This window comes from Mycolicibacterium celeriflavum, from assembly GCF_010731795.1.
GTDB classification, from domain to species: Bacteria; Actinomycetota; Actinomycetes; order Mycobacteriales; family Mycobacteriaceae; genus Mycobacterium; species Mycobacterium celeriflavum.
On the sequence record NZ_AP022591.1, the window covers coordinates 888,987 to 910,492 of the forward strand.

Annotated in this window: 25 protein-coding genes and 1 pseudogene; 13 read left to right on the forward strand and 13 right to left on the reverse strand. The window is 68.6% G+C overall.

The genetic code is table 11. The annotated features are described in order from the left end of the window. Window positions 1–68: 68 nt before the first annotated feature. The gene (locus tag G6N18_RS04200) at window positions 69–1,625 is read right to left on the reverse strand and encodes a carboxylesterase/lipase family protein (RefSeq protein ID WP_083004206.1); all 1,557 of its coding nucleotides are present in this window, start codon (window positions 1,623–1,625) and stop codon (window positions 69–71) included. A 77-nt stretch (window positions 1,626–1,702) separates the two neighbouring features. Here G6N18_RS04200 and G6N18_RS04205 point away from each other — a divergent pair, with 77 nt between their 5' ends. Both G6N18_RS04205 and G6N18_RS04210 read left to right on the forward strand, forming a co-directional pair. Continuing rightward, window positions 1,703–2,035 carry a DMT family transporter gene (locus G6N18_RS04205; RefSeq protein WP_067214138.1) on the forward strand — a complete coding sequence of 111 codons (333 nt, stop codon included), beginning with the start codon at window positions 1,703–1,705 and terminating at the stop codon, window positions 2,033–2,035. Continuing rightward, window positions 2,035–2,358 carry a DMT family transporter gene (locus G6N18_RS04210; protein ID WP_067214139.1) on the forward strand — a complete coding sequence of 108 codons (324 nt, stop codon included), beginning with the start codon at window positions 2,035–2,037 and terminating at the stop codon, window positions 2,356–2,358. Before G6N18_RS04205 ends, G6N18_RS04210 begins: the two co-directional genes overlap by 1 nt. Here the strand turns inward: G6N18_RS04210 and G6N18_RS04215 are convergent. Beyond that, entirely contained in the window at window positions 2,327–3,526 is a 1,200-nt protein-coding gene (locus tag G6N18_RS04215) for an MFS transporter (RefSeq protein WP_067214140.1), read from the reverse strand. The two genes, G6N18_RS04210 and G6N18_RS04215, sit on opposite strands and share 32 nt — an antisense overlap. A 169-nt stretch (window positions 3,527–3,695) precedes the next feature. Here G6N18_RS04215 and malQ point away from each other — a divergent pair, with 169 nt between their 5' ends. Next, window positions 3,696–5,837: a 4-alpha-glucanotransferase gene (gene malQ, locus G6N18_RS04220; RefSeq protein WP_083004346.1), complete on the forward strand. Its 2,142-nt coding sequence runs from the start codon at window positions 3,696–3,698 to the stop codon at window positions 5,835–5,837. A gap of 76 nt (window positions 5,838–5,913) precedes the next feature. Then, the gene (locus G6N18_RS04225; protein ID WP_083004209.1) at window positions 5,914–6,324 is read left to right on the forward strand and encodes a hypothetical protein; all 411 of its coding nucleotides are present in this window, start codon (window positions 5,914–5,916) and stop codon (window positions 6,322–6,324) included. Window positions 6,325–6,328: 4 nt separating this feature from the next. Here the strand turns inward: G6N18_RS04225 and G6N18_RS04230 are convergent, their stop codons facing one another. Beyond that, on the reverse strand, window positions 6,329–6,763 hold the full coding sequence (locus G6N18_RS04230; RefSeq protein WP_083004212.1) for an SRPBCC family protein: 435 nt from the start codon (window positions 6,761–6,763) through the stop codon (window positions 6,329–6,331). After that, window positions 6,760–7,605 (reverse strand): lysophospholipid acyltransferase family protein, encoded by an 846-nt coding sequence (locus G6N18_RS04235; RefSeq protein ID WP_067214143.1) that lies wholly within the window; start codon window positions 7,603–7,605, stop codon window positions 6,760–6,762. The genes G6N18_RS04230 and G6N18_RS04235 overlap by 4 nt, the downstream gene beginning before the upstream one ends. 94 nt (window positions 7,606–7,699) lie before the next feature. On the opposite strand from G6N18_RS04235, the gene G6N18_RS04240 reads away from it, so the two are divergent. From G6N18_RS04240 to G6N18_RS04260, 5 genes and pseudogenes are all read left to right on the forward strand, one after another. Continuing rightward, window positions 7,700–8,599, forward strand: a complete 900-nt coding sequence (locus tag G6N18_RS04240; protein WP_083004216.1) for a metal-dependent hydrolase — start codon at window positions 7,700–7,702, stop codon at window positions 8,597–8,599. Further along, a complete protein-coding gene (locus G6N18_RS04245) occupies window positions 8,599–9,732 on the forward strand; it encodes a PDR/VanB family oxidoreductase (protein ID WP_083004219.1) in 1,134 nt (377 codons plus the stop codon). Before G6N18_RS04240 ends, G6N18_RS04245 begins: the two co-directional genes overlap by 1 nt. Window positions 9,733–9,754: 22 nt before the next feature. Continuing rightward, window positions 9,755–11,164: a serine/threonine-protein kinase gene (locus G6N18_RS04250; RefSeq protein ID WP_067214146.1), complete on the forward strand. Its 1,410-nt coding sequence runs from the start codon at window positions 9,755–9,757 to the stop codon at window positions 11,162–11,164. Continuing rightward, window positions 11,161–12,036, forward strand: coding sequence for an LLM class F420-dependent oxidoreductase (locus tag G6N18_RS04255; protein ID WP_067214147.1), 876 nt, complete (start codon window positions 11,161–11,163; stop codon window positions 12,034–12,036). The genes G6N18_RS04250 and G6N18_RS04255 overlap by 4 nt, the downstream gene beginning before the upstream one ends. Then, window positions 12,036–12,425 (forward strand): annotated as a pseudogene (locus G6N18_RS04260) (nuclear transport factor 2 family protein); the annotation flags it as partial. The gene G6N18_RS04255 and the pseudogene G6N18_RS04260, both read left to right, overlap by 1 nt. Before the next feature lie 22 nt (window positions 12,426–12,447). Here G6N18_RS04260 and G6N18_RS04265 read toward each other — a convergent pair. From G6N18_RS04265 to G6N18_RS04275, 3 genes are read right to left on the reverse strand one after another with little or no spacing between them, the layout of a single operon-like run. Then, on the reverse strand, window positions 12,448–12,939 hold the full coding sequence (locus G6N18_RS04265) for an NUDIX hydrolase (RefSeq protein WP_067214148.1): 492 nt from the start codon (window positions 12,937–12,939) through the stop codon (window positions 12,448–12,450). Window positions 12,940–12,975: 36 nt separating this feature from the next. Then, window positions 12,976–13,167, reverse strand: a complete 192-nt coding sequence (locus G6N18_RS04270; protein WP_067214149.1) for a hypothetical protein — start codon at window positions 13,165–13,167, stop codon at window positions 12,976–12,978. Between the two features lie 33 nt (window positions 13,168–13,200). Continuing rightward, window positions 13,201–14,511 (reverse strand): NAD(P)/FAD-dependent oxidoreductase, encoded by a 1,311-nt coding sequence (locus G6N18_RS04275; RefSeq protein ID WP_067214150.1) that lies wholly within the window; start codon window positions 14,509–14,511, stop codon window positions 13,201–13,203. Window positions 14,512–14,555: 44 nt separating this feature from the next. Here G6N18_RS04275 and G6N18_RS04280 point away from each other — a divergent pair, with 44 nt between their 5' ends. Continuing rightward, on the forward strand, window positions 14,556–15,368 hold the full coding sequence (locus tag G6N18_RS04280) for an LmeA family phospholipid-binding protein (RefSeq protein ID WP_067214151.1): 813 nt from the start codon (window positions 14,556–14,558) through the stop codon (window positions 15,366–15,368). Window positions 15,369–15,404: 36 nt separating this feature from the next. Continuing rightward, on the forward strand, window positions 15,405–16,175 hold the full coding sequence (locus G6N18_RS04285; protein ID WP_067214152.1) for an SGNH/GDSL hydrolase family protein: 771 nt from the start codon (window positions 15,405–15,407) through the stop codon (window positions 16,173–16,175). On the opposite strand, the gene G6N18_RS04290 is transcribed toward G6N18_RS04285, so the two are convergent. The 4 genes from G6N18_RS04290 to G6N18_RS04305 form a co-directional block, all read right to left on the reverse strand. Further along, window positions 16,172–16,537, reverse strand: a complete 366-nt coding sequence (locus G6N18_RS04290) for a DUF732 domain-containing protein (protein WP_067214153.1) — start codon at window positions 16,535–16,537, stop codon at window positions 16,172–16,174. The two genes, G6N18_RS04285 and G6N18_RS04290, sit on opposite strands and share 4 nt — an antisense overlap. Window positions 16,538–16,561: 24 nt before the next feature. Then, window positions 16,562–17,146, reverse strand: coding sequence for a hypothetical protein (locus G6N18_RS04295; protein ID WP_082949111.1), 585 nt, complete (start codon window positions 17,144–17,146; stop codon window positions 16,562–16,564). 84 nt (window positions 17,147–17,230) lie between these two features. After that, window positions 17,231–17,413, reverse strand: a complete 183-nt coding sequence (locus G6N18_RS04300) for a hypothetical protein (RefSeq protein WP_067214154.1) — start codon at window positions 17,411–17,413, stop codon at window positions 17,231–17,233. A 29-nt stretch (window positions 17,414–17,442) separates the two neighbouring features. Beyond that, on the reverse strand, window positions 17,443–18,252 hold the full coding sequence (locus G6N18_RS04305) for a nuclear transport factor 2 family protein (protein ID WP_067214155.1): 810 nt from the start codon (window positions 18,250–18,252) through the stop codon (window positions 17,443–17,445). Between the two features lie 105 nt (window positions 18,253–18,357). Between G6N18_RS04305 and G6N18_RS04310 the strand changes: the two genes are divergently transcribed. Then, window positions 18,358–18,765: an Rv0313 family protein gene (locus G6N18_RS04310; protein ID WP_083004222.1), complete on the forward strand. Its 408-nt coding sequence runs from the start codon at window positions 18,358–18,360 to the stop codon at window positions 18,763–18,765. On the opposite strand, the gene G6N18_RS04315 is transcribed toward G6N18_RS04310, so the two are convergent. Further along, window positions 18,762–19,208, reverse strand: a complete 447-nt coding sequence (locus G6N18_RS04315; protein ID WP_067214181.1) for a polyketide cyclase / dehydrase and lipid transport — start codon at window positions 19,206–19,208, stop codon at window positions 18,762–18,764. The genes G6N18_RS04310 and G6N18_RS04315 overlap by 4 nt on opposite strands. 31 nt (window positions 19,209–19,239) lie before the next feature. Continuing rightward, window positions 19,240–20,238 carry an alpha/beta hydrolase gene (locus G6N18_RS04320; protein ID WP_083004226.1) on the reverse strand — a complete coding sequence of 333 codons (999 nt, stop codon included), beginning with the start codon at window positions 20,236–20,238 and terminating at the stop codon, window positions 19,240–19,242. Window positions 20,239–20,369: 131 nt separating this feature from the next. Here G6N18_RS04320 and G6N18_RS04325 point away from each other — a divergent pair, with 131 nt between their 5' ends. Further along, on the forward strand, window positions 20,370–21,506 hold the full coding sequence (locus tag G6N18_RS04325; RefSeq protein ID WP_083004229.1) for an aromatic ring-hydroxylating oxygenase subunit alpha: 1,137 nt from the start codon (window positions 20,370–20,372) through the stop codon (window positions 21,504–21,506).

The window sequence follows — 21,506 nt, forward strand, 5'->3', positions numbered from 1 at the left end:
GCGGTGGCAACACGTGCGAGAAGGCAGCACTCGCGTCCACGTCGAAACCTCCGGGGAAAGCATACGGCTCAGCGGAAGCTGAGCACCTGATCGCCCCACGCGGTGCGCACGTCGTGGTCGAGGTCATCGACCACCCGATCATGGGCGTCGATGACCAGGGTGGCGCGGTCGGGATCGCGGTACGGCGGCCACACCGGATCGCCGGCCGGGCCGGCCGGTGTGTAGTCGACGGCGAAGTTCAGCCAGCGCCGGCGCATCCGCGCCGACACCGCCCGGCCGGCCTTCAGCCCACCGAGCTTGAAGGTGGGGTCCTTGGGGCCGGCGACCAGATTGCCCCACATATAAGGCAGTTCGGTGGCGTGCGCGGCGCCGAGGCGCAGTAGCCGCAGCATCGGGGTGGCGAAGTCGAACCGGTACAGATACACCGGTGCCACCTCGCGATGGCCCTCGGCGAACCACACCGACGGCATCCGGAACCCGATGTCGCGGGCCACGCCCATGCCGATGGCCTTGCCGCGGCCGCGGTAGGCGGCGCGGATCCGTTGCTCCTCGGGCAGTTGCAGATCCGGCTGCTCGGCGGCGATCTCGGCGAACATCGCGCGGATCGCCTTGGGCGTGATCGGCATCAGCGGCGACCTCATCCAGCGGAACAGCGCGGCTTCATGCTTGTTGGTCCCGATGATCAACGGAACCGGGTGCGTGCGGCCGTCGCGGGCCAGCTGCACCGGATGCGCCGGCACCACATCGCCGTCGATGATCGGCGCGAACGCCAGCGTGCCCGGGGTGCGCACCGGAATGTCGTCGAACACACGCTTGGACGCCGCCAGCAGCGCCGCCGTGGGCACCGACGGTAACCGGTCGGCTTCCTCAGGCCGCACCCCGAGCTCGTCGAGGAACAACTTCGCGACGCGCCGCGAACGCTCGCGATCGTAGATGGAGGTCGCAGGTGAACTTTGCGCGATCGCGGCGCCGAACAGGCCCGCGGCGGCCGGGCTGGCCAGCAGGGTGGTGATGATCCCGGCGCCTGCGGATTCGCCGAAAACGGTCACGCGATCGGGGTCTCCCCCGAACCCTGCGATGTTCTCGCGGACCCACTGCAGCGCAAACAGCACGTCGCGCAGACCGAGATTGGTGGCGAACCCGTCACCGAATTCCGACAGATCCAAGAATCCCAGCGCGCCCACCCGGTAATTCACGGTGACGATCACCGCTTCGCCGCCGGCTGCGAGTGCACGGCCGTGATACAGCGGCTGCGCCGACGAACCGAGGACGTAGGCGCCGCCGTGCACCCACACCATCACCGGCTTACCCGCTCCCGGCTCGGTGTCCGAGGCCGCCCACACGTTCAGGGTCAGGCAGTCGTCGCCCTGTGGAGCCCCGAGATCGATCGGGATCCGCGGATCGGTCGGCTGCGGGCACACCGGGCCGACCCTGGTGGCGTCCACCGGCTCGGACCAGCGGCTGGGCGGTTCCGGCGGTCGCCAACGAAGCTCACCCGCAGGTGGGGCCGCGTACCGGATGCCCTTCCACACCTTCACGGTTCCGTCGTCGAGGCCGCGGACCGGACCGTTCGCGGTGTCGACGACCGGACCGTCGTTGGCGGTGCGCCCGGCATCGGCCGTCATCAGGACTCCTCGGCATCGACGGAAAACTGCCTCACCAGGCTACGCGCGGCACGACCGGCCTCCGATAGCTTGGTGGCGTGATCAAGTGGGCGTTGCTCGGTGGGGCCATCGTCGCTGAGGTTGCGGGGACATTGTCTTTGCGTGCCTCGCAAGACCATTCGGTGTGGTTGCTTGCGGTGGTCGTCGGCTATGTCTGCGCGTTCGTGTTGTTGACGATGGTGTTGCGCGCCGGGATTCCGGTGGGCGTGGCCTACGGCATCTGGGGTGCGTTGGGCACGGCGGGTACCGCGGTGCTGGCGGCCCTGCTGTTCGGCGACCCGTTCACCTGGCCGATAGTCGCCGGCATCGGGCTCATCATCGCCGGCGTCCTGCTCATCGAACTCGGCTCGCATCGGGCGGCCGAGACGTGATGTGGTGGACGCTCGCGGGCGCCATCGCCGTCGAGGTCGTCGCGACGCTGTCGCTGCGGGCCTCCGACGGCTTCCGCAAAAAGGCCTGGATCGCGCCCGTGGTGCTCGGCTACCTGGCGTCGTTCTACCTGCTGTGGCTGACCCTGGCATTCGGGATGCCGGTCGGCATCGCCTACGGGGTTTGGACCGCGTGCGGCGTCGCGCTCGTCGCGCTGATCGCGCGGGTGTTGTTCGCCGAGCCGCTCACCTGGTTGATGACCTCGGGCATTGCGCTGATCGTCGCGGGCGTGCTCACGATCGAGTTGGCGGGCGCCGCGCACTGAGCACACCGGCCAGCGCGAGCACCACCACGCCGGCCACGGGGACGCTGAGCAGCCCGATCCGCAGGCTCGTCGCATCGGCGACCACGCCGACGATCAGCGGCGCTCCGAAGAACCCGATCCGCATCAGCCAGGTCAGCACCGTCAACCCGCTGCCCGGCCGCAGCCCGGGAAGCTGATCGGCGCGGTGCATGGCGGCGGGGATCAGGGTGGCCACCCCGAAACCGGCGGCGGCGAACCCGGCGATAGTGGCGGGTACGGACGGAAACGCCAATGCTGCACCCATGCCCGCGGCGGTGAGGACGCCTCCGGCGCGCACGACCGCCCGCTCGCCGAACCGGTCGACCAGGCGATCGCCGATCAACCGCCCGACGAACATCGCCCCGGCCAGCGCGATGTAGCCGAACGCGGCGACGGCGCCCGGCGCATCCAGACTGTCACGCAGATACAGTGTGGCCCAGGAACTTCCGGCGTCCTCGACGGTGGCGCCCGCGACCGCAATCACCACCAGCGCGAGCAGCGCGGCGTACACCGCCGCCCCTGGCCCGCCGGCACCGGTGACGTGCACCGCCGGATGATCGTCGTGATCGGCACCCTTCAGCAGATACGGATAGGCGAACACGACCACCGCGCAGCACAACACCGCGGCGGTGGTCAGATGCGCGGTGCGGGAGATGCCGAGCGCGATCGCACCGGCGCCCATCAACCCGCCGACGATCGCGCCCGCGGACCATACGGCGTGAAACGAGTTGATGATCGAGCGGCCGTAGTTGCGCTGCAACCGCAGCCCGTGCGCGTTCTGCGCGACATCGGTGATCGCATCCGATGCGCCCGCGACGAACAACGCCGCCGCCAGCATCAGCGGGCTCGATGCCAGGCCGGCGGCCACGACGAACACCGCGATGCCGACGGTGCCGACGACCGCCACCCGTGCCGAGCGGTAGCGCCGGATCAGCGCCGCCGCGGTCAGTCCGGCCACCAGCGCGCCGGCCGAGAACGCCGCGATCGCCGCGCCGTACACCGCGTTCGACAACTGCAGGTCGGTCTTGATCTCCGGGTAACGCGGCAGCAGGTTGGCGAAGATCGCACCGTTGCTCAAGAACAGCGCGGCCACCGCGATGCGGGCCCGCCGGTGCTGCGCCCGCGCCGTGTCCAACCGGTCGGCCGCCATGCGGCCGACCCTACGCGAGGACGACCAGACCAGATCAACGCCGAAGGTGCCGCCACCGCGAAATTGCGGCGGCGGTTTCTTCGCAGTGGGTTCACATTGGACGCGCGGCGGGTACGCACCGGATCGTGTCGATCCGCGAGTCGCTGCCCCGCCAGGCAAGATTGACGCCATGACAGAGCAGGCCGGGCCGCCCGCGTCGCTGGTGGAGTTGGCGCGACGCTACGGTGTCGCAGCCGAATACGAGGACTGGACCGGCACGCGCACCGCCGTAGCGGGTTCGACGCTGATCTCGGTGCTGGCGGCGCTGGGTGTCCCCGCCGCCACCGAGGACGACCGCATCGCCGCGCTCACCGCGCACGACCGCGAATACTGGACGCGTCGCCTGCCGCCGACCATCGTCGGGCGGGCCGGTGTCACGTCGGCGTTCTGGGTCCACGTCACCCACGGCGGCCCGGTGACACTCCGGATCCACTTGGAGGACGGGACGGTCCGCGCGGATCTGCTTCAACTCGAGAACTACAGGCCGCCATACGATCTGGACGGCAGGCTGGTCGGCGAGGCGACGTTCGAGTTGCCCGCCGACCTACCGATCGGATACCACCGCCTGCATTTACAGGCCGACTCGTCGGAGACGAGCACACCGGTCATCGTCTCGCCGGCGTCGCTGCAGCCGCCGGCGGGCCGGCAGTGGGGGCTGGCCACCCAGTTGTACAGCGTGCGGTCGGAAAGATCTTGGGGCATCGGCGATCTGACTGACCTTACCGACCTCGCCGTATGGTCGGCGGCCCGGCACGGCGCGGGCTTCATCCTGGTCAACCCTCTGCATGCGGCCGCTCCCGTCGCGCCGATGGAACCGTCGCCCTACCTGCCCACGTCGCGCCGCTTCGTCAACCCGATCTACCTGCGCGTCGAGGCGGTCCCGGAGTACGCCTACGTCCGTCGCCGCAACCGGATGGGCAAGGCGCGCGAGTTCCTGCAGTCGCGGGCCCGGCGCACCGACCAGATCGACCGCGACGCCGCGTGGAAGGCCAAGCGCGCCGCGCTGGAGGCGGTCTACGCGGTGCCGCGGTCGGCGGGGCGGCAGCTGGCCTACGCCGCCTACCGCGAGCGTGAGGGCGCCAGCCTGGACGACTTTGCGATCTGGTGTGCACTGGCCGAGCGGCACGGCACCAACTGGCATCAGTGGCCCTCGGAGCTGCAGCATCCGGCGAACGAGGCCGTCGCGGACTTCGCCGCCGAGAACGCCGACGCCGTGGACTTCCACCGTTGGCTGCAGTGGCAACTCGAAGACCAGCTGACCGCAGCGCAGGCCACCGCCCTGCAGGCGGGCATGAGCCTGGGCGTCATGCACGACCTCGCTGTCGGTGTGGACCCCAACGGCGCGGATTCGTGGGCGCTGCAGGACGTACTGGCGCTCGGGGTCACCGCGGGTGCGCCGCCGGACGAGTTCAACCAGCTCGGCCAGGACTGGTCGCAGCCACCGTGGCGGCCGGACCAACTCGAGAAGCTCGCCTATGAGCCGTTCCGCGCTCTTGTCAACGCTGTGCTGCGGCACGCGGGCGGGGTGCGGATCGACCACATCATCGGGCTGTTCCGGTTGTGGTGGATTCCGCAGGGCGCACCGCCCACCGAAGGCACCTATGTGCGCTACGACCACGAGGCGATGATCGGCATCGTCGCGCTGGAGGCGCACCGGGCGGAAGCCGTCGTCGTCGGCGAGGACCTCGGCACCGTCGAGCCGTGGGTGCGCGACCACTTGCGCGAGCGCGGCCTGTTCGGGACCTCGATCCTGTGGTTCGAAGCCGACCGCGACGGTGACGGTGGCCCGCTTCCCGCCGAGCGGTGGCGCGAGTACTGCCTGTCGGCGGTCACCACCCACGATCTGCCTCCGACGGCCGGCTACCTGGCCGGCGAGCACGTCCGACTCCGCGACGAACTCGGGCTGCTGACCCGGCCCGCCGAGGAGGAACTGGCCGCCGACCGCGAACAGCAGGCGAGGTGGTTGAACGAACTGCGCCGCGTCGGCCTGCTGCGTGGCGACCCCGAGGACGTCGGTGCCACCGAGATCGTCGAGGCGTTGCACCACTATCTCGGTCGCACACCATCGCGGTTGCTGTCGCTGTCGCTGACCGACGCGGTCGGTGACCTGCGCACCCAGAACCAACCGGGCACCACCGACGAGTATCCGAACTGGAGGGTCCCGCTGAGCGATCCCGACGGCAGGAAACTCCTGCTGGAGGACGTATTCGAGGACGCCAACGCAGCGAGACTGGGCGAGATCATGCGGGCTGCGGTGCGTCCGACGGTGTAACGCGGGCGGGTCGTCCTCCGGTTTCACATTCGAACGGTCTGCGATATGTTCGCACCGCACCGACCTAGGGAGATCCGTGAACAAGCTTGTTGTGCTCAGCGGTGGGCTCGTCGCTGTCGGTTCCGTGGCGCTGGTCGGCGCCGGTGTCGCGCTGTCCCAGCCGTCGGCGAACAACTACAACGTGGTCGGCGAGCCGTATCAGAAGGCGCTGCAGATCCTGAAGTTCCAAGGCGTGAAGGGATCCTTCGGCGGATCGTTCGGCAGCGTACTGCCGCAGGCGGAGTGCCTGGTCGACCAGCAGAAGATGACCTCAGGCGGCCGGATCCTGCTGATGCTCGACTGCAGCCAGAAGGCGGCCGACATGATTGCCGAGATGGGGCCGTCCGGAGGGCCCAGAGTCGGCGGCAACGGCGTCACCACGGTGACGCCCACCCCGGTGGTGCCGATCCAGGGTGCGCCCGGCGCGGCTGCGCCGCCGCCTGCCTGACGCCTCAGGCCTCGACCAGCTGTTGCAGGCTGGCCAACGTCTTGCCCATGTTGCGGCCGACCTGCCGCGCGGCGACCCGGTCCGCGATCAGTCCCAGGAGGTTTCCGGCCGACTCGTAGGACAGCCGGAAAATGACCGTCGTCCGCCCGTCCTCGGTCTCACGCAACCGGAACCGGCCGCGCTGCGACACCCCGGTGATCCCGATCCACGACAATTCGCGCGGCGGGTCGAACTCGACGACCTCGACGGTGCCGCCGATGGGCACCGAGCCCACCTTCCAGTGGACGGTGTAGCGGGCGCCTCGTCCGGCGGGGTCGTCGGTCAGCGTCTCCCACCGCTCCAGGCTGGACATGAACTCCGGATAGCAGCCGGGGTCGCTGACCACCTTCCACACCCGCTCCCGGTCGGCGTCGATGACGCACCGCCGCTGCACCCTCATCCGAGCACCGGGAAGCGTCGTCGCGCCGCCAGCCGATCCACCCCAGCTTGCAGGCTGGTCAGCACTCTCTTGTCGATCACATCGTCGTCACCGGCCGCGATGTCGTCGGCGTCGATCGGGTCCTGCACCTCGATGGCGATCTTGGTCGGCAACGGCAGCCTCGGCACCATGTCGCTGACGGTCAGGCCCCACGGCGGCGCCACCAGGATCGGCACGCTCTTGAGGCGCGCCGTCTTGTCCACCATCAGCAGCTTGGCCAGCCACTGCCCGCGGTCGAGGAACAGCGCCGCTTCCTGGCCGCCGACGCTGGCCACGGGCACGATCGGCACACCGGCCTCGCGGGCGAGCTTCACGTAGCCCTTGCGGCCGCCGAAGTCGACCTCGTGGCGCTTCCACGACGGCCGGAACACCTCGTAGTCGCCGCCGGGATACACCAGAAGGGCTCCACCCGACTTCAGTGCCAGCGTGGCGTTGTCGTGGTTGGCGGCGACGGTGCCGAACTTGCGCAGCGAGCCCAGCCCCGGCATCGACACGACCAGGTTGTGGGCAAGCTGATAGAACGGTCGCTCGACGCCGAAGTACGAGCAGAACGCCAGCGTGAAGACGAAGGTGTCGGGCGGCAGGTTGCCTCCGCTGTGGTTGCCCACCAGCAGCACCGGCCCGTCGGCGGGGATGCGGTCCAGACCGCGCACATCGGCGCGGAAATACAGCGATGCCAACAGCCACAGGCCCGGTAACTGCTCTCGGATGTAGTCGGGGTCGCGTTGATCCAGATCGGCTTTGGGGACCCGGGCCGCCACTTGCTGCTTGGCCCACTCGAGAACGCTCTCGATCCCCGCCATGAACGAACATATTGACAGCGCGAGCGAACCTGAAACCTGCGTCGCCAGCCACCTCTTCTAGACTGCGTACACACGGCTTCGACTGGAGGCTGACATGCTGTTACCGCGCCGCTTCGCCCGGGAGATCGATCCGGGGCCGGTCCAGATTCAGGCCCGCAAGGTGCATTTCGACCTGTCGGACATCCCCCTGGAGTGGATCCCCGGTCATCCGGTGGCCTCCACGATGATCAACCTGTTCAACGTGGTGCTGCCCGCCGCCGAGCACTGGTTCGTCCGCACGTACAACGAGGCGCTGCCGCTGGTGCGCGATCCCAAGCTCGCCGACGACATCCGCGGCTTCATCGGCCAGGAAGCGACACACGCCGCCGCCCACGATGACGTGATCCGAGAGTTCCTCGTCGGCAACGGAGTTGACCCCGCGCCGGTGCTCGACCTCGTCGAGTACATGTTCGAAAAGGTCCTGGCGCCAACACAATCCGATGACCCCGACCGGCGGCTGAACGACCTGTGTGAGCGGCTGTGGTTGATCGCGGCGATCGAGCATTACACCGCGGTGCTCGGCGACTTCGCGCTCAACTCGTCCTGGGACGAGCACGGCGCCCACCCCACGCTGGTCGACCTGTTCCGCTGGCACGGTAGCGAGGAAGTCGAGCATCGCTGCGTCGCCCACGACGTCGCGGTCTACTTCCACAACAGCTATCCCGACCGGATCCGGGCCATGATGCTTGCAGCGACGGCGATGTTCGCGTTCTTCCAGCGCGGCACCTGGTATCTGCTCAAGTCCGATCCGAACAACGACATCGGATGGCCGACGATGCAGCGACTGCGGATGCGCGACTCCGAACTCGGCCTGCTGCCCAAGTTCCGAACCTTGTTCGGGGTCAACACGCTGGCGTACTTCCGACCCGGCTACTCGCCCGAGGAGATGGGATCGACCGCCCAGGCCGTCGCGTATCTGGCCACCTCACCCGCCGCACGCGCCGCGCACCTTTGATGGGTCTGCGGGAACGTTACCGGCAACTGCCGGCCAATCCGCTGCGGCAGGACCGCCGCAGCCTGATGGTGGGGTTCGCCGACGCGGTGATCTCGGGAATGGCCACGCTGGCAGCCGCCACCCGGCGGGTCACACCGCCGCCCGAACTGGATCGGACCCGGGTGCTGCGGGTCGCCGACCGGCGGGTGGTGGCGCGCGACGAGAACGTGGTGGCGTTGACGTTGACTGCCGCCGACGGCGGACCGCTGCCCCGGTGGCATCCCGGTTCGCACATCGACATCACCTTGCCGAGCGGTCTGGTGCGTCAGTACTCGTTGTGTGGCGACCCTGCGCACCGCGACGCCTACCGCATCGCTGTGCGGCGCATCCCCGACGGGGGCGGTGGTTCGATCGAGGTGCACGACGTGCTGCGGCCCGGGACGACCGTGACCTCGCACGGCCCCCGCAATGCGTTCCCGCTCACCGTGCCCGGCTACGGCTCCCCGACCCAGCGGCTGCGGTTCGTCGCGGGCGGTATCGGGATCACCCCCATCCTGCCGATGCTGGGCCTGGCGCAGCGCCTCGGCGTCGACTGGTCGATGGTGTACACCGGTCGCAGTCGCGACAGCCTGCCGTTCCTTGATGAGGTCGCGGCCTTCGGCGACTCAAGTGACTCCTGCTCCTCGCGTGCGCGGGTCAGCATCCGTACCGACGACATCAGCGGCCTGCCGACCGCTGAGGAGCTGCTCGGCGAGTGCCCAGGCGGCACCGCGGTCTACGCCTGCGGCCCGGCGCCGATGTTGACCGCGATCCGCGAGCGGCTGGTCGGCCGCGACGACGTCGAACTGCACTTCGAGCGGTTCGCCGCCCCGCCGGTCGTCGACGGCAAGGCGTTCTCGGTGTCCGTGGCCTCCAGCGGCGAGACCGTCGACGTCCGCGCCGACGAGACCCTGCTCGCCGCGCTGCGCCGGTCCGGGGTGGCTGCGCCGTATTCGTGTCAGCAGGGTTTCTGTGGCACCTGTCGTAGCCACGTGCTGGCGGGCGCCGTCGACCACCGCGACGTGCTGCTCACCGAACCCGAACGCGACGGCGGGCAGATGTTGATCTGCGTCTCGCGCGCCGCCGAGGGTGGCCATCTGACGCTCGATCTGTAGTTGCGTCTCGTACTATTCGCCCATGCCGTTGGCCGATGGTGCGACGTTCGCCGGTTACACCATCGTGCGACTGCTCGGTGCCGGTGGCATGGGCGAGGTCTATCTGGCCCAGCATCCGCGCCTGCCGCGCCGCGACGCGCTCAAGGTGCTTCCCGCCTCGGTGTCGGCCGACGACGAATACCGCAGGCGATTCCAGCGCGAGGCCGACATCGCCGCCACCCTGTGGCATCCGCACATCGTCGGCGTGCACGACCGCGGTGAATCCGACGGCCAGATCTGGATCTCGATGGACTACGTCGAGGGCACTGATGCGGCGCGCCTGCTTGCGGACCGATACCCCGATGGAATGCCGCCGCGGGAGGTCGTCTCGATCATCTGTGCCATCGCCGACGCCCTCGACTACGCCCACCAGGGCGGACTGTTGCACCGCGACGTCAAGCCCGCGAACATCCTGCTCGCCCGTCCCGACTCCGGAGGCGAACGAATTCTGTTGGCCGACTTCGGGATCGCGCGTTGGGAGAACGACATCAGCGGGCTGACCGCGACGAACATGACCGTGGGCACCGTCTCCTACGCCGCCCCCGAGCAACTGATGGGCGAAAAACTGGACGGCCGGGCCGACCAGTATGCGTTGGCCGCCACCGCATTTCACCTATTGACCGGGTCACCGCCGTTTCAGCACTCGAACCCGGCGGTCGTCATCAGCCAGCACCTGTCGGCGGCCCCACCAGCGATCGGCGCTGACCGCCCTGATCTCGCGAGCCTGGATCCCGTGCTGGCCAAGGCCCTGGCCAAGGACCCCAAAGACCGGTTCACGCGCTGCGCGGATTTCGCGAGGGCGCTCGGCCACCACCTGGACGCCGCCCCGCCCGACGACCACGACGCCACCCGACTCGCCCAAGCGGCCACCCGGCCCGAAAAGCCCAAACGGCCCAAACGGCCGCTGCCGCGCGCGAGCGTGATCGTGCCGGTGATCCTCGCCGTGCTGCTGGTCGTGGCGATCGCGGTGGCAGCCTTCGAGTACGGCCGCGCCGACGAAGAGGAAGCCGCGCGCGCCGGCCCCGCCCCGACCACGTCGGCGACTGCCGCCACTCCCCCGACAACCGCCACGACCACCACGACCACCACGGCGACGGCGGCCGCTGCACCGGTAGCCGTGATCGGGGCCGACTGCTCGCCCGTCGGCAGCACCGCGACGACGGAGGACGGCTCGACGGCGTACTGCTCGACGCTGCAGACCACCGGCGCCTCGATCTGGTCGCTGACCGAAGGCGACATCCCGAGCCCGACGGTGACCACCGAGCCGACCGACGCACCCCTGCCGGTCGCCGAGGAAGCCCCCGTGCGGGTGTGCATGCAGCAGACCGGGCAGACCCGGCGCGAATGCCGAAGGGACATCCGCGAAAGCAACGGCCTCCCGCCTCTGCCATGAAATACGCCGTCATCGCGCCCGTCGCCGCGGGAGTCACCGCCGACCCCGGGTTCATGGCCGCCTTCGCGCGGCACCTGGAACAGTGCGGGTTCGAATCGATCGTCGTTGTCGAGCACACCGTGCTCATGGCGCAGTACAACAGCGTCTACCCCTACGACGCCGCCGGTCGCGTCGAGTTGCCGGCCGACTGTGCGGTGCCGGATCCGCTTGAGCTGCTTGCGTTTCTGGCCGGGCAGACCCGTCGGCTGGGGCTCGCCACCGGGGTCCTCGTGTTGCCCAACCACCATCCCGTGGTGCTGGCCAAACGGATAGCCACGCTCGATGCGCTCTCGGGTGGACGGCTGCGGCTGTGCGTGGGGATGGGCTGGCTCAAAGAGGAGATCGAGGCCTGCGGGACCGAATTCGCCAGCCGCGGCCGACGCGCCGACGAGCAGCTCGCGGTGCTGCGGCTGCTGTGGCAGGACCGCCCCGAAGGCGTCGGCTTCCACGGTGAGTTCTTCGATTTCGACCACGCGATGTGCTATCCGAAACCGCTCTCGCACATACCCATTCACATCGGCGGCCACAGCAGGGCCGCAGCGCGGCGGGCCGGCCGGCTCGGCGACGGGTTCCAGCCGCTCGGTGTCGGCGGGGCCGAACTGGCCGAACTCGTCTCGCTGATGCGCGAGGAGGCCGAGCGCTGCGGGCGCGATCCCGATGTGCTGGAACTCTCGCTCGGCCATCTGGTCACCAAGATCGACGGTGAGCGGGCGGCCAAACTCTCCGAGCGCGGCGCGGACCGCCTGATACTCGCGATGCCGGCGACGTCCGACCTCGACGAAGCGCGCGACATGGCGTCGGCGTGCGCGCAGCGGCTGGGGCTGACGTCGTGATGCTGAGCACAGCCGACCGGTTGGCACTGGCCGATCTGGTGCACATCTACGCCTCGGCCGTCGACGACCGCCGGTTCGACGACGTCGCCGAACTGTTCACCGACAACGCCGAACTGCGCCTGCCGGACCCGCCGCGGACACTGGAGCCGGTACGCCGCCACCACGGCCGCGACGGTGTGCGAACGGCCATGGCGTCGTTGGCAGTCATCGCCCGGACCGAGCACGCGATCGTCGGCGAGGTATACGCGGCGGCCGACGAACCCGACTACGCCCTGGGCCGGATCACCTGCATCGCCCACCACTTCTCGCTACGCGGCGAGCACGCCTCCGATCTGGTGTGGCATCTGCGCTACGACGACGAGTACCTGCGCACGCGGGTCGGCTGGCGGATTCACGGCCGCGCGTTGACGATCAATGCGATCGAGACCCGAGACGTTCGTCGTCTTCGATTGCCGCCAACAGAAGGTCCAGCAGCGGCCGCTGACCCTTCAACAGCTTCGACCGCGCCTGCGCCACGGAAAACCAAGCCGCCCGGTCGATTTCGGGAAATTCCCTGATTTTGCCCGACCCCTTCGGCCATTCCAGCGTGAACGTGTTGGAGAAGGTGCCGGCCAGGTCGAGGTCGCCGCGCACGGCGAACGCCGTGATGATTTTTCCGCTCGGCTGCTTGACTGGCGGGAAGTCGATTCGCGGGCCGGGCGGCGGTGCCTTGCCCAGTTCCTCTTCGAACTCGCGGCACGCGACGCTCCACGGGTCTTCGCCCTCGGCGTACTCGCCTTTGGGGACCGACCAGGCGCCGTCATCCTTGCGCGCCCAGAACGGCCCACCCGGATGGCCGATGAGCACCTCGACGGCGCCGTCGGTGACCCGGTACAGCAGCAACCCCGCGCTGCGCTTCGGCACGTTCTCACCGTTCTTCGGTCCAGAGGCCGCCGGGCGTCAGTATTTGCGGTCGCCCTCGCTGCTGTCGAAGAAGTCCCAGTCCCCGTCGTCGGACTTGACCTCCATGCGCCAGCCGAGTTCCGGGTCGGCCTTCTGATCGACGAACCAGGCGTGGGCGTCATCGGCACTCTCGATGTCCTTGGTGTCGACGACCTCGCCCTTGGGGTTCAGCACGCGATACGTAGCCATGCCGTCACAGTTCCCCGGTTCACCGGGTTTGAATCACTCGGCTTTCGGCATCGGGATGCCCTCGCTGGCCGAGAACCGGGCGTCTTCCCGCGAAGACAGCCCGAACGACACCACGGAGCGCTCCCAGAACAGGTCCGTCAGATACGCCAGTGTCACCGCCCAGCGGTTGACGCCGCGCGGGATGGCATAGACGTGGTAGGCCCGCGTGACGAGCTTGGCGGGGAGGCCGGACAACTGGATGTTGAGCGGGTTGGCCACCGCGGAGTGCGGGCCCAGGTCGACGACGAGACCCATGTTGCGGTGCTTGTACTGTTTGGCCTTGCCGTAGCCGAGACTGGCAGCGACGTTGCGCGCCAACACCTTCCCCTGCCGGGTGGCATGTTGAGCGGTCGGCGGGGTGATCTTGCCCGGTTGTGTGACATCGGGCACCGCGGCGGCGTCGCCGGCCGCGAACACGTCCGGATGTCCCGGCACCTGCAGTTCGGTGGTGACCTTGAGCCGGCCCCGCTCGGTGGGCAGCCCCAGTTTCTCGATCAGCGGCGCACCCGTGACGCCGGTGACCCACGCGACGGTGTGCGTGCGGATCAACGAATCATCGCTGAGCACAACGTGTTCGGCGTGCACTTCCTTCAGCGTGACCCCGAGCCGAACGTCGATGCCGCGCGAACGCAGCACTCGCTGCGCGGCAGCGCCCAGTTTCTCGCCGACCTCCGGCATCACCTGCTCGGCCAGGTCGAGCAGGACGAAATTCACCTCGCCGGGGTCGAAGCCCATCTGCTTGGCCGCGGCGTCGGCGAGCGCGCGCAGCTGTACGGCCAACTCGGTGCCCGAATACGATGCGCCAACCACGACGATCGTGCGTCGGGCCGCCGCCCGGCCCGGATCGTCGTCGACGTCGGCGAGTTCGAGTTGTTCGAGCACGTGGTCGCGCAGGTAGAGCGCTTCGGCCGTCGACTTCAGGCCGCGGGCATGCTCGGCGAGACCGGGCACGTCGAACAGCCGCGTCACCGAACCCGGTGTCAGCACCAGGCGGTCCCACTCGAGAATGCGGGACCGTTCTTCGGGGTCGGTGAAGGTGACCGTGTGCCCGTCGAAGTCGACCTCGTCTACCCGGCCGCGGATCGCCTGCACCCCGCGCAGCGCATTGGCCAACGGGATCGCGACGAACCGGGCGTCGACCAGACCTCCCGCGACGTCGGGTAGCAACGGGGTGTAGAGCATGTAGTCGACCGGCGAGATGATCGAGATCTCCACGTCCGCACCCTCTCTGCGGAACTTGCGGGCCAGCGCCCGCGCACATTCGAATCCGGTGAATCCGCTGCCGACGATTACCACGGAGGTCATGTGCCCGACTGTACGGAACGGGCCGCGGCGGGAATGCTGGAGCCATGACGCGCCCCGGCTCGCTGCGCCGATTCGATCCGTTCCGCCCCGTCGACATGTTGACCGCGCTGTGGTCCTCGGCGGCGGTGGCGCCGGTCAGCAGCGGAGCCGCCGCCGCGTACCGCACCCTGTTCATGACCGTGCGCCGACTGGTGGTGGGCCGGCGCCGGACAGTCAGGCTCGACAACGGGGACCTGACGTTGACGGTCACCGAGTTCGACTCGCGGCTTGACGTGCGAGGGCTGTCGGTCGGCCAACTCAACGATGTTCGGCTGGCCGCCCGCGACATCCGGTGGAACGAAGCGGAGTTCACCCATGCGACGGCGGTGCTGCACAACGTGCACATGCGACCGACCACACCACCGGTGCTGGTCGCGGCTCCGGTCGAGCTGACGCTGGAGGTGCCGGCGGCGGCGCTCGACGATTTGTTCCGGTTTGTCGCGCCCCGACTGTCCGGGGCGGTCGGCGCCGACGGGGTCGCCCGGTTGCGCCTGGCGCGGCGGCCCGCGGCCGGCCACCTGGAGGTCGACGCCCGGATGGATGGTTCGACGCTCTGGCTCAAGCCACGCGGTCTGGCGTTCGGCCGGTCGCGCTGGCAGCTGCCCGATCGGACTCCGGCCTATCCTGTGCGCCTGCCCGAACTGCCGCACGGCGTGAAACTGACCGGCGTGAGCTTCGCGCCGGGGGCGGTGCGCCTGTCGGCCACGGTCGCGGAATGGCGCATGGACCTGCCTCGGACCCGGCTCGAGGACATTCTGCGCCAGCTGAGCGCCGTCGGTCGCCCGCTGTATCTGACCCGGTTCGGCCGCCTGCTGTGACGTGTCGTCGATGTTGTGCGTCGTTAGAGTGCGGGTGTGGTTCGGTACTCCCGATACGTCGCCGTCGGCGACAGCCAGACCGAAGGACTCTGGGACGGTGACGAATCCGGCGGGTTGGTCGGTTTTGCCGACCGGCTCGCGGCCTCGCTCGACTCCCACTACCCCGGCCTGGCCTACGCCAACCTCGCGGTGCGGGGTCGCCGGATCCGCGACGTGCTCGACGAGCAACTGCCGCAAGCGATGGCGATGCAACCGGATCTGATCACCGTGTGCATCGGAATGAACGACGTCACCCGCCCGGGCCTGCGCTTCCGGCAGGCGCTCGCGGAGTTGGACGAACTGCACGACCGGTTGGCCGCCTCCGATGCCACGGTGGTGACGACGACGTTTCCCGACCTGGCCCGGATACTGCCGATCGGCCGGGTGATCGCAGGGCGGGTCGAACGGATCAACGACGTGATCAGAACGGCCGCCGAGCGGTACGGGTTCAGGCTCGTCGACCTGTACCACGCACCGTCGATGACAGACCTGGACACCTGGAGCGCCGACCGCGTGCACGGGTCCACCAAGGGACACATCCTGTTCGCCGCCGCTGCCGCCGAGGCGCTCGGCCTACCGGGCAGCAACCACGACTGGGTGCGGTCCTCGGATCGGCCGCGACGGCCTTCGCTGCGGTCACAGGCCTATTCCCAGCTGCTGTGGACCCGCAACATGCTGATGCCGTGGCTCTGGAGCCACCTGCGCGGCCGCTCGAGCGGAGAGGGCCGCGGACCCCGGCGCCCCCGACTGGAAGTCCTGGCGGCCTAGAACCCGAGGAACGGCAGCGGGATCGGCGACTGGCCGCTGCCGATCGACGACATCATCGCCGGGCAGAACATCGAGACCGCGATGCCGGTGAACATCGTCGCCGGTCCCAGCGACATGCCGCCCATGTCGGCGACCTTGGCGGCGACATCGGCCGCGTTCTGGCTCGGATCGGCCAACATCGGGCACACCTGCTGGCCCACGGCCACGGCGCTGCCCGGATCACTCATGACCACCCCGGCCTCGGTCACCGCGTTCAGAAACGCATCATCGACGGGATCGGCATGGGCGGGCACGGTCACGACGGCCGTCGCACCGAGAAGTCCGGCGGTCAGCGCCAGCGTCGTCAGGGATTTGCGAAGCACCCGCGAATCGTACGCTGTCCGCCGCTAGACCCCTGTCCAGGCGGTGTCGATGGTGGCTCCCACGTCGATGACCTTGGCCTTCTTCGACGCGGGGCTGTCGATCTCGCCGGCGACGTGCGCGGCGATGAACCGCCTGACCTCGGCGTCGATGCCGCCGAGGATGCGCACCACCTCGCCGCGCAGCGACTTCGATGTGACGTGGATGGAGATGTCGGAGGCCCGCGGCTTCTCGACGTCGAGTATCAGCAGCAAGGGATCGGCGGCACGTGCGGTGGCGCGTAACGCGATCTCCCCGAAGACCATGAACTTCGGCTTGTCGATCCGCAGGTCGACAACCATGTCGATCTCCAACGGGATGCGGATCGCGAACGTGATCAAAGCGCCGACCTCGCGGGTCAGGCGCGGCTCCTGGATCCGGACCTTCGCCGTGACCTTGGCGATCTTTCCCGGCCCCTGAGCGATCGGGCCCATCTCGAACTCGTCGCCCGCGATCTCGGCGATCGCGTTACCGACGCGCTCCTCGGTCACAGCTACCTCGAAGAATTTGCGGCCGAATTCCTCGTAGGTGATCTCGTTGCTGATCTCGTCGTCGGCAGCCATGGTGCTCATACCGTCTCACGTCCGGCGCGCGGACCGCGTCCGACGCGACCGAATCGATACTTCACCTGTCGCGAACCCTGTTCGTGCCCGCTGTCAACGACCGTCGTCGCTGCGTGCCTCGGCTCCGGTCTCTCCCGCGTCGATCGCATCGTCGGAGAACGTCTGGCCGACGTAGGTGCCATCGTCGTCGCCTGCTTTGCCGTCCCGGGAGGCTGCCACGTGGTCGTCGTCGGCGACGTCCTGTTCGCTGTTGTCGTCGTCTTCGCGCGGAGTCATGCGTGCGTGGTTACCCGCGACCGAGGTGATCAAATCGCCCTGCCGGTGCCGGCGTAATAGCGGATCCGCCTGATCGTGAACGGCTTGGCGGCCACGTCGGCGATCATCACGTCGCGGCCGGTGGCGCCGTCGATGCCGCAGACCAGGCTGTAACCGGAGCCGATCACCTTCCGGGGCCGGCCGCCGGTCAACCGGTTCAACAGGTCGGTGCCACTCATCGGCGTGTGGTCGCCCGCAGTGATCTGCGTGCCACCGCCCAACCAACGTCGCACCCCCACCTCGTCACCGGCCCTCGCGGCCGTGAGGAACTCGCCGAACCGTCGCTTGCCGTGCGGGCCGGCGCCACGGAATCCGCCGAGAAAGCCGAGTGTGCCGACGATGCCCTGGTTGGTCAGCAGTCCCTTGGACAGCACAACGGTGGCGGGCACCGATCGGACTCCGCTGCGAAGGAACTGCCCGACCATCGCGGGCAGCTCCCAAAACGCTGACAGCTCAGCAATTTTCAGTTCTGTCCCGGCGTCTTCCAGGTGGTAGCGCAGATAGGCGGGTATGCGCATCGTCAGCCCGGCCGACATCTGAACCTCGAGTTCCAGGTCGCGGATGACGGTGGAGCCCGCCACGATGTCGACGTCGCGGTGGAAGGTGATGTCGCGCGGACCGATGAAGGTGTTGTAGAAGCGGGTGATCGCCGTGGTGCCGCGGTGTGGTTGCGCGCCGACGGGGTCTTCGATGAGGCCGTCGAAGGTGAACGCGGCCACCCACGCCTCGCGGTCGTGGGCGGCCACTGCTGCCGGAGATCGCTCGACGGCGGCCAAGGCGTCCGCCGGTGAGATTGCCATAAGGTTGCCTACCACCTGAGGATCGCTTCAGTCGACTACTCGCACGCCTGCGGGCACACTGGGCTTATCGCCGCACACTGGTGCGGGGCGGCAGGAGGAAGCACGATGGGCAGCAACGGCCCGTTCGGGTTCGATCCCGAGGATTTCGATCGCGTCGTCCGCGAGGCGGGCGAGGGGCTGCGCGACGCGCTCGACGGCCTCGGCAGGTTCTTCAGCACCTCCGGCGAACGCGCCGGCTGGGCCAACCTGGTCGACGAGTTCACCCGCTCGTCGCGGCCGCGGCGCGAGCCGGAAACCGCCGGTGAGACCGGCGACGGGGTGTGGGCGATCTACACCGTCGACGCCGATGGCGGGGCCCACATCGAGCAGGTGTATCCCACCGAACTGGACGCGCTTCGGGCAAACAAGAACAACACCGACCCGTCCCGCAAGGTTCGGTTCCTGCCTTACGGCATCGCGGTCAGTGTGCTGGACGCATCCGAGGGCGACCCCTCGCCGACCGACGAGGATTAACGCTCGAACCTCCGCCGGATGCCCAGGAGCATCTCGCGGTGCGCTTTCACGGCCTCGCGGGTGACGAACGGGGCCAGCGGTCGAGGCGCTTCGATGCAGATGCGCTCGGTCACGCGGGTGCCACAGGACGTCGAGTCGAAGCCGACGAGGGCGCGCAGCCGTACGCCGGGGAACTGCTGAGCTTCGGCTGTCACGTCACCGGTCACCGGAACGGTCAACCGCGCCCGGTAGGTGGTGCGCAGCGTGACCGGCCCCATTCGAATCCGGTCGGTGACCCGATAGCTCTGTCGGTAGCCCTGCTCCACCGGGATGCGGGCGGTCGCGCGCACCGCGACGACCAGCGGGTGCACCGTCGCGATGTTGTCGAGATCGACGTAGAACGCGCGAACATCGGCGGGCGGGGCACACACCTCCTCTGTGAGCACCCGGTGCGCGCAGGTCATCAGCCACCGTGGCGGATTGGCTTGCGGCACCTCACTGTTGCGCCGCGGAGTCGACTCCGAGCACCCGCTGGATGTCAGGTTTCATCTGCTGGAGCTGCTGGCCCGCATACCCCCAGCTGTGGATGCCCTCGGGGAAATTGAATACGCCGTTGTTACCGCCTGCGGCGATGTAGGCGTCGACGAACGCGCGGTTGGAGTCGATCGCGAAGCCCTCGAGGAAGCCCAGGCCGGCGATCGGGGCGTCGGGACTGGCCAGCGCGGGGTCGGTGGCGGTGCCGTTGCCGCAATAGATCCAGACGCGGGTGCCGTTGGCGGCCAGCCGACCGGCCTGCACCGTCGGGTCGTTGCGGGCCCACGCCGGATCGCCCGGCGGCCCCCACATCGCGGCGGGGTCGAAGCCGCCGTTCCACATCTGGGCGATTCTGACCTGCCCCGGCCCGTTGGGCGCAGAAAGGTTCAAAAAGCCCGACAGCGACCCGGCGTAGCTGAACAGCTGGGGGTGGTAAGCCGCCAGGATCAGCGCAGCCGAGCCGCCCATGGAGAATCCGACGACGGCATTGCGGCTCGGCCGGACCTGCTTGTTGGCGGCCAACCACTCCGGGAGTTCTCGGGTGAGAAACGTCTCCCACTTGTATGTGTACGTTCCCGAATTGCCCTTCGCCGGTCCGTACCAGTCGCTGTAGAAGCTCGACTTCCCGCCCACGGGCATCACCACCGAGACGCCGGAGCCGTCGAACCAGTCGAAGGCCTGCGTGTTGATGTCCCAGCCGTTGAAATCATCACCGGCCTCCATGCTGTCCAGAAGGTACAGCGCGGGCGAATCCGGTCCGGCGGAGAGGAATTCGACGCGAATTGTGCGGCCCATCGCCGTCGAGGGCACCTCGAGTTGTTCGACGGGCAGGTTCGGATCCGAGAACGCCGCTGCCGTCGGGCTGGTGCCCGGCGCGCTGACCAGTCCCAACACCATGATCCCCGCCGCCGTGGCCGCGGCCCAGTACCGGCCGACCGCCGATCGCCCTCTGCGCGTCATCGGTGCCCTCCCGGTGTCGTGTCCCGACCTGTTGCGCACGATAGGCCCACCACGCGCATCACCAGCGGATTTTGACAAAGACGCACCATCATTATAAAAATAACGAAATAGTCTTCTTCCGAGGATCAGTGATGGACCGCGACCTGCTCATCGACCTCACCCGACGCGCGGTCAAACTCGCTCGCGACAACACCACCGATCTCATGCCGTCGCAGTACACGGTGAGCGCCGACAGCTATATCTCGTCACACCGCCATGGCCAGGATGTCGCGCTGCTCAACCGGTCCCCGCAACTGGTCGGCTATTCGTCGGAACTGCCGCGACCCGGCACGTACTGCACCAAAACCGTCATGGGCCGCTCCGTGCTGCTCACCAGGGCGGCCGACGGCCTCGTGCGCGCGTTCGACAACGTCTGCCTGCACCGCCAATCGCGCATCGCCGACGGCTGCGGCGCCGCCCGGCGACTGGCTTGTCCGTATCATTCGTGGACTTACGACCTCAACGGCGCTCTGGCGGCGGTGCCGGGTCGGGAGGGTTTTCCCGAAACAGTCTCGGGCACAACGACGTTGGCGGAACTTCCGGCGGCCGAATGTGCGGGATTCCTGTGGCTGTCGCTGGACCGGGATGCGACGCTGGACATCCCGGCCTTTCTCGGCCCGTTGGCCGACGAGCTGGACTCGTGGGGTATCGGCCGCTGGTCGCCGCTGGGTGAGAAGGTGCTCGACTCCCCGATCAACTGGAAGCTCGCGATCGACACGTTCGCCGAGAATTACCACTTCGCAACCGTGCACCGGACCACGTTCGCGACCATCGCCCGCAGCAACTGCACGGTCTTCGATGCGTTCGGCCCGCACCATCGGCTTGTCTTCCCCCTCAACGGGATCCGTGATCTCGAGGACGTCCCCGAGGAGCAGTGGGACCCGCTGCACCACATGGTGGTGATCTACGCGCTGTTCCCGAACATCGTGTTGTCCTGCACCATCGCCAACGGCGAGCTGTTCCGCATCTATCCCGGCGACGGGCCCGGTCGCTCGATCACCGTGCACCAGAACTCGTCCCCGCTGGATCTCTCCGACGAATCCGTCGCCGCCGGCGCCGCCGCGGTCTTCGACTATGCGCACGCGACGGTCCGCGACGAGGACTACGCCTTGGTCACCGCGCTTCAGGCCAACCTGGAATCCGGGGTGCGCGACCACCTGGTGTTCGGCCGCAACGAGCCCGGCCTGCAGCACCGGCACACCAGTTGGGCTCGGGCGCTGGGAGCCTGA

Excerpts from the sequence above, each read along its gene's own strand:
- G6N18_RS04200 (WP_083004206.1), bottom strand. The coding sequence starts at position 1,625 with ATGACGGCCGATGCCGGGCGCACCGCCAACGACGGTCCGGTCGTCGAC.
- G6N18_RS04210 (WP_067214139.1), top strand. The coding sequence starts at position 2,035 with ATGTGGTGGACGCTCGCGGGCGCCATCGCCGTCGAGGTCGTCGCGACG.
- G6N18_RS04215 (WP_067214140.1), bottom strand. The coding sequence starts at position 3,526 with ATGGCGGCCGACCGGTTGGACACGGCGCGGGCGCAGCACCGGCGGGCC.
- malQ (WP_083004346.1), top strand. The coding sequence starts at position 3,696 with ATGACAGAGCAGGCCGGGCCGCCCGCGTCGCTGGTGGAGTTGGCGCGA.
- G6N18_RS04230 (WP_083004212.1), bottom strand. The coding sequence starts at position 6,763 with ATGAGGGTGCAGCGGCGGTGCGTCATCGACGCCGACCGGGAGCGGGTG.
- G6N18_RS04235 (WP_067214143.1), bottom strand. The coding sequence starts at position 7,605 with ATGGCGGGGATCGAGAGCGTTCTCGAGTGGGCCAAGCAGCAAGTGGCG.
- G6N18_RS04240 (WP_083004216.1), top strand. The coding sequence starts at position 7,700 with ATGCTGTTACCGCGCCGCTTCGCCCGGGAGATCGATCCGGGGCCGGTC.
- G6N18_RS04245 (WP_083004219.1), top strand. The coding sequence starts at position 8,599 with ATGGGTCTGCGGGAACGTTACCGGCAACTGCCGGCCAATCCGCTGCGG.
- G6N18_RS04250 (WP_067214146.1), top strand. The coding sequence starts at position 9,755 with ATGCCGTTGGCCGATGGTGCGACGTTCGCCGGTTACACCATCGTGCGA.
- G6N18_RS04255 (WP_067214147.1), top strand. The coding sequence starts at position 11,161 with ATGAAATACGCCGTCATCGCGCCCGTCGCCGCGGGAGTCACCGCCGAC.
- G6N18_RS04270 (WP_067214149.1), bottom strand. The coding sequence starts at position 13,167 with ATGGCTACGTATCGCGTGCTGAACCCCAAGGGCGAGGTCGTCGACACC.
- G6N18_RS04275 (WP_067214150.1), bottom strand. The coding sequence starts at position 14,511 with ATGACCTCCGTGGTAATCGTCGGCAGCGGATTCACCGGATTCGAATGT.
- G6N18_RS04280 (WP_067214151.1), top strand. The coding sequence starts at position 14,556 with ATGACGCGCCCCGGCTCGCTGCGCCGATTCGATCCGTTCCGCCCCGTC.
- G6N18_RS04295 (WP_082949111.1), bottom strand. The coding sequence starts at position 17,146 with ATGAGCACCATGGCTGCCGACGACGAGATCAGCAACGAGATCACCTAC.
- G6N18_RS04300 (WP_067214154.1), bottom strand. The coding sequence starts at position 17,413 with ATGACTCCGCGCGAAGACGACGACAACAGCGAACAGGACGTCGCCGAC.
- G6N18_RS04305 (WP_067214155.1), bottom strand. The coding sequence starts at position 18,252 with ATGGCAATCTCACCGGCGGACGCCTTGGCCGCCGTCGAGCGATCTCCG.
- G6N18_RS04310 (WP_083004222.1), top strand. The coding sequence starts at position 18,358 with ATGGGCAGCAACGGCCCGTTCGGGTTCGATCCCGAGGATTTCGATCGC.
- G6N18_RS04315 (WP_067214181.1), bottom strand. The coding sequence starts at position 19,208 with ATGACCTGCGCGCACCGGGTGCTCACAGAGGAGGTGTGTGCCCCGCCC.
- G6N18_RS04320 (WP_083004226.1), bottom strand. The coding sequence starts at position 20,238 with ATGACGCGCAGAGGGCGATCGGCGGTCGGCCGGTACTGGGCCGCGGCC.
- G6N18_RS04325 (WP_083004229.1), top strand. The coding sequence starts at position 20,370 with ATGGACCGCGACCTGCTCATCGACCTCACCCGACGCGCGGTCAAACTC.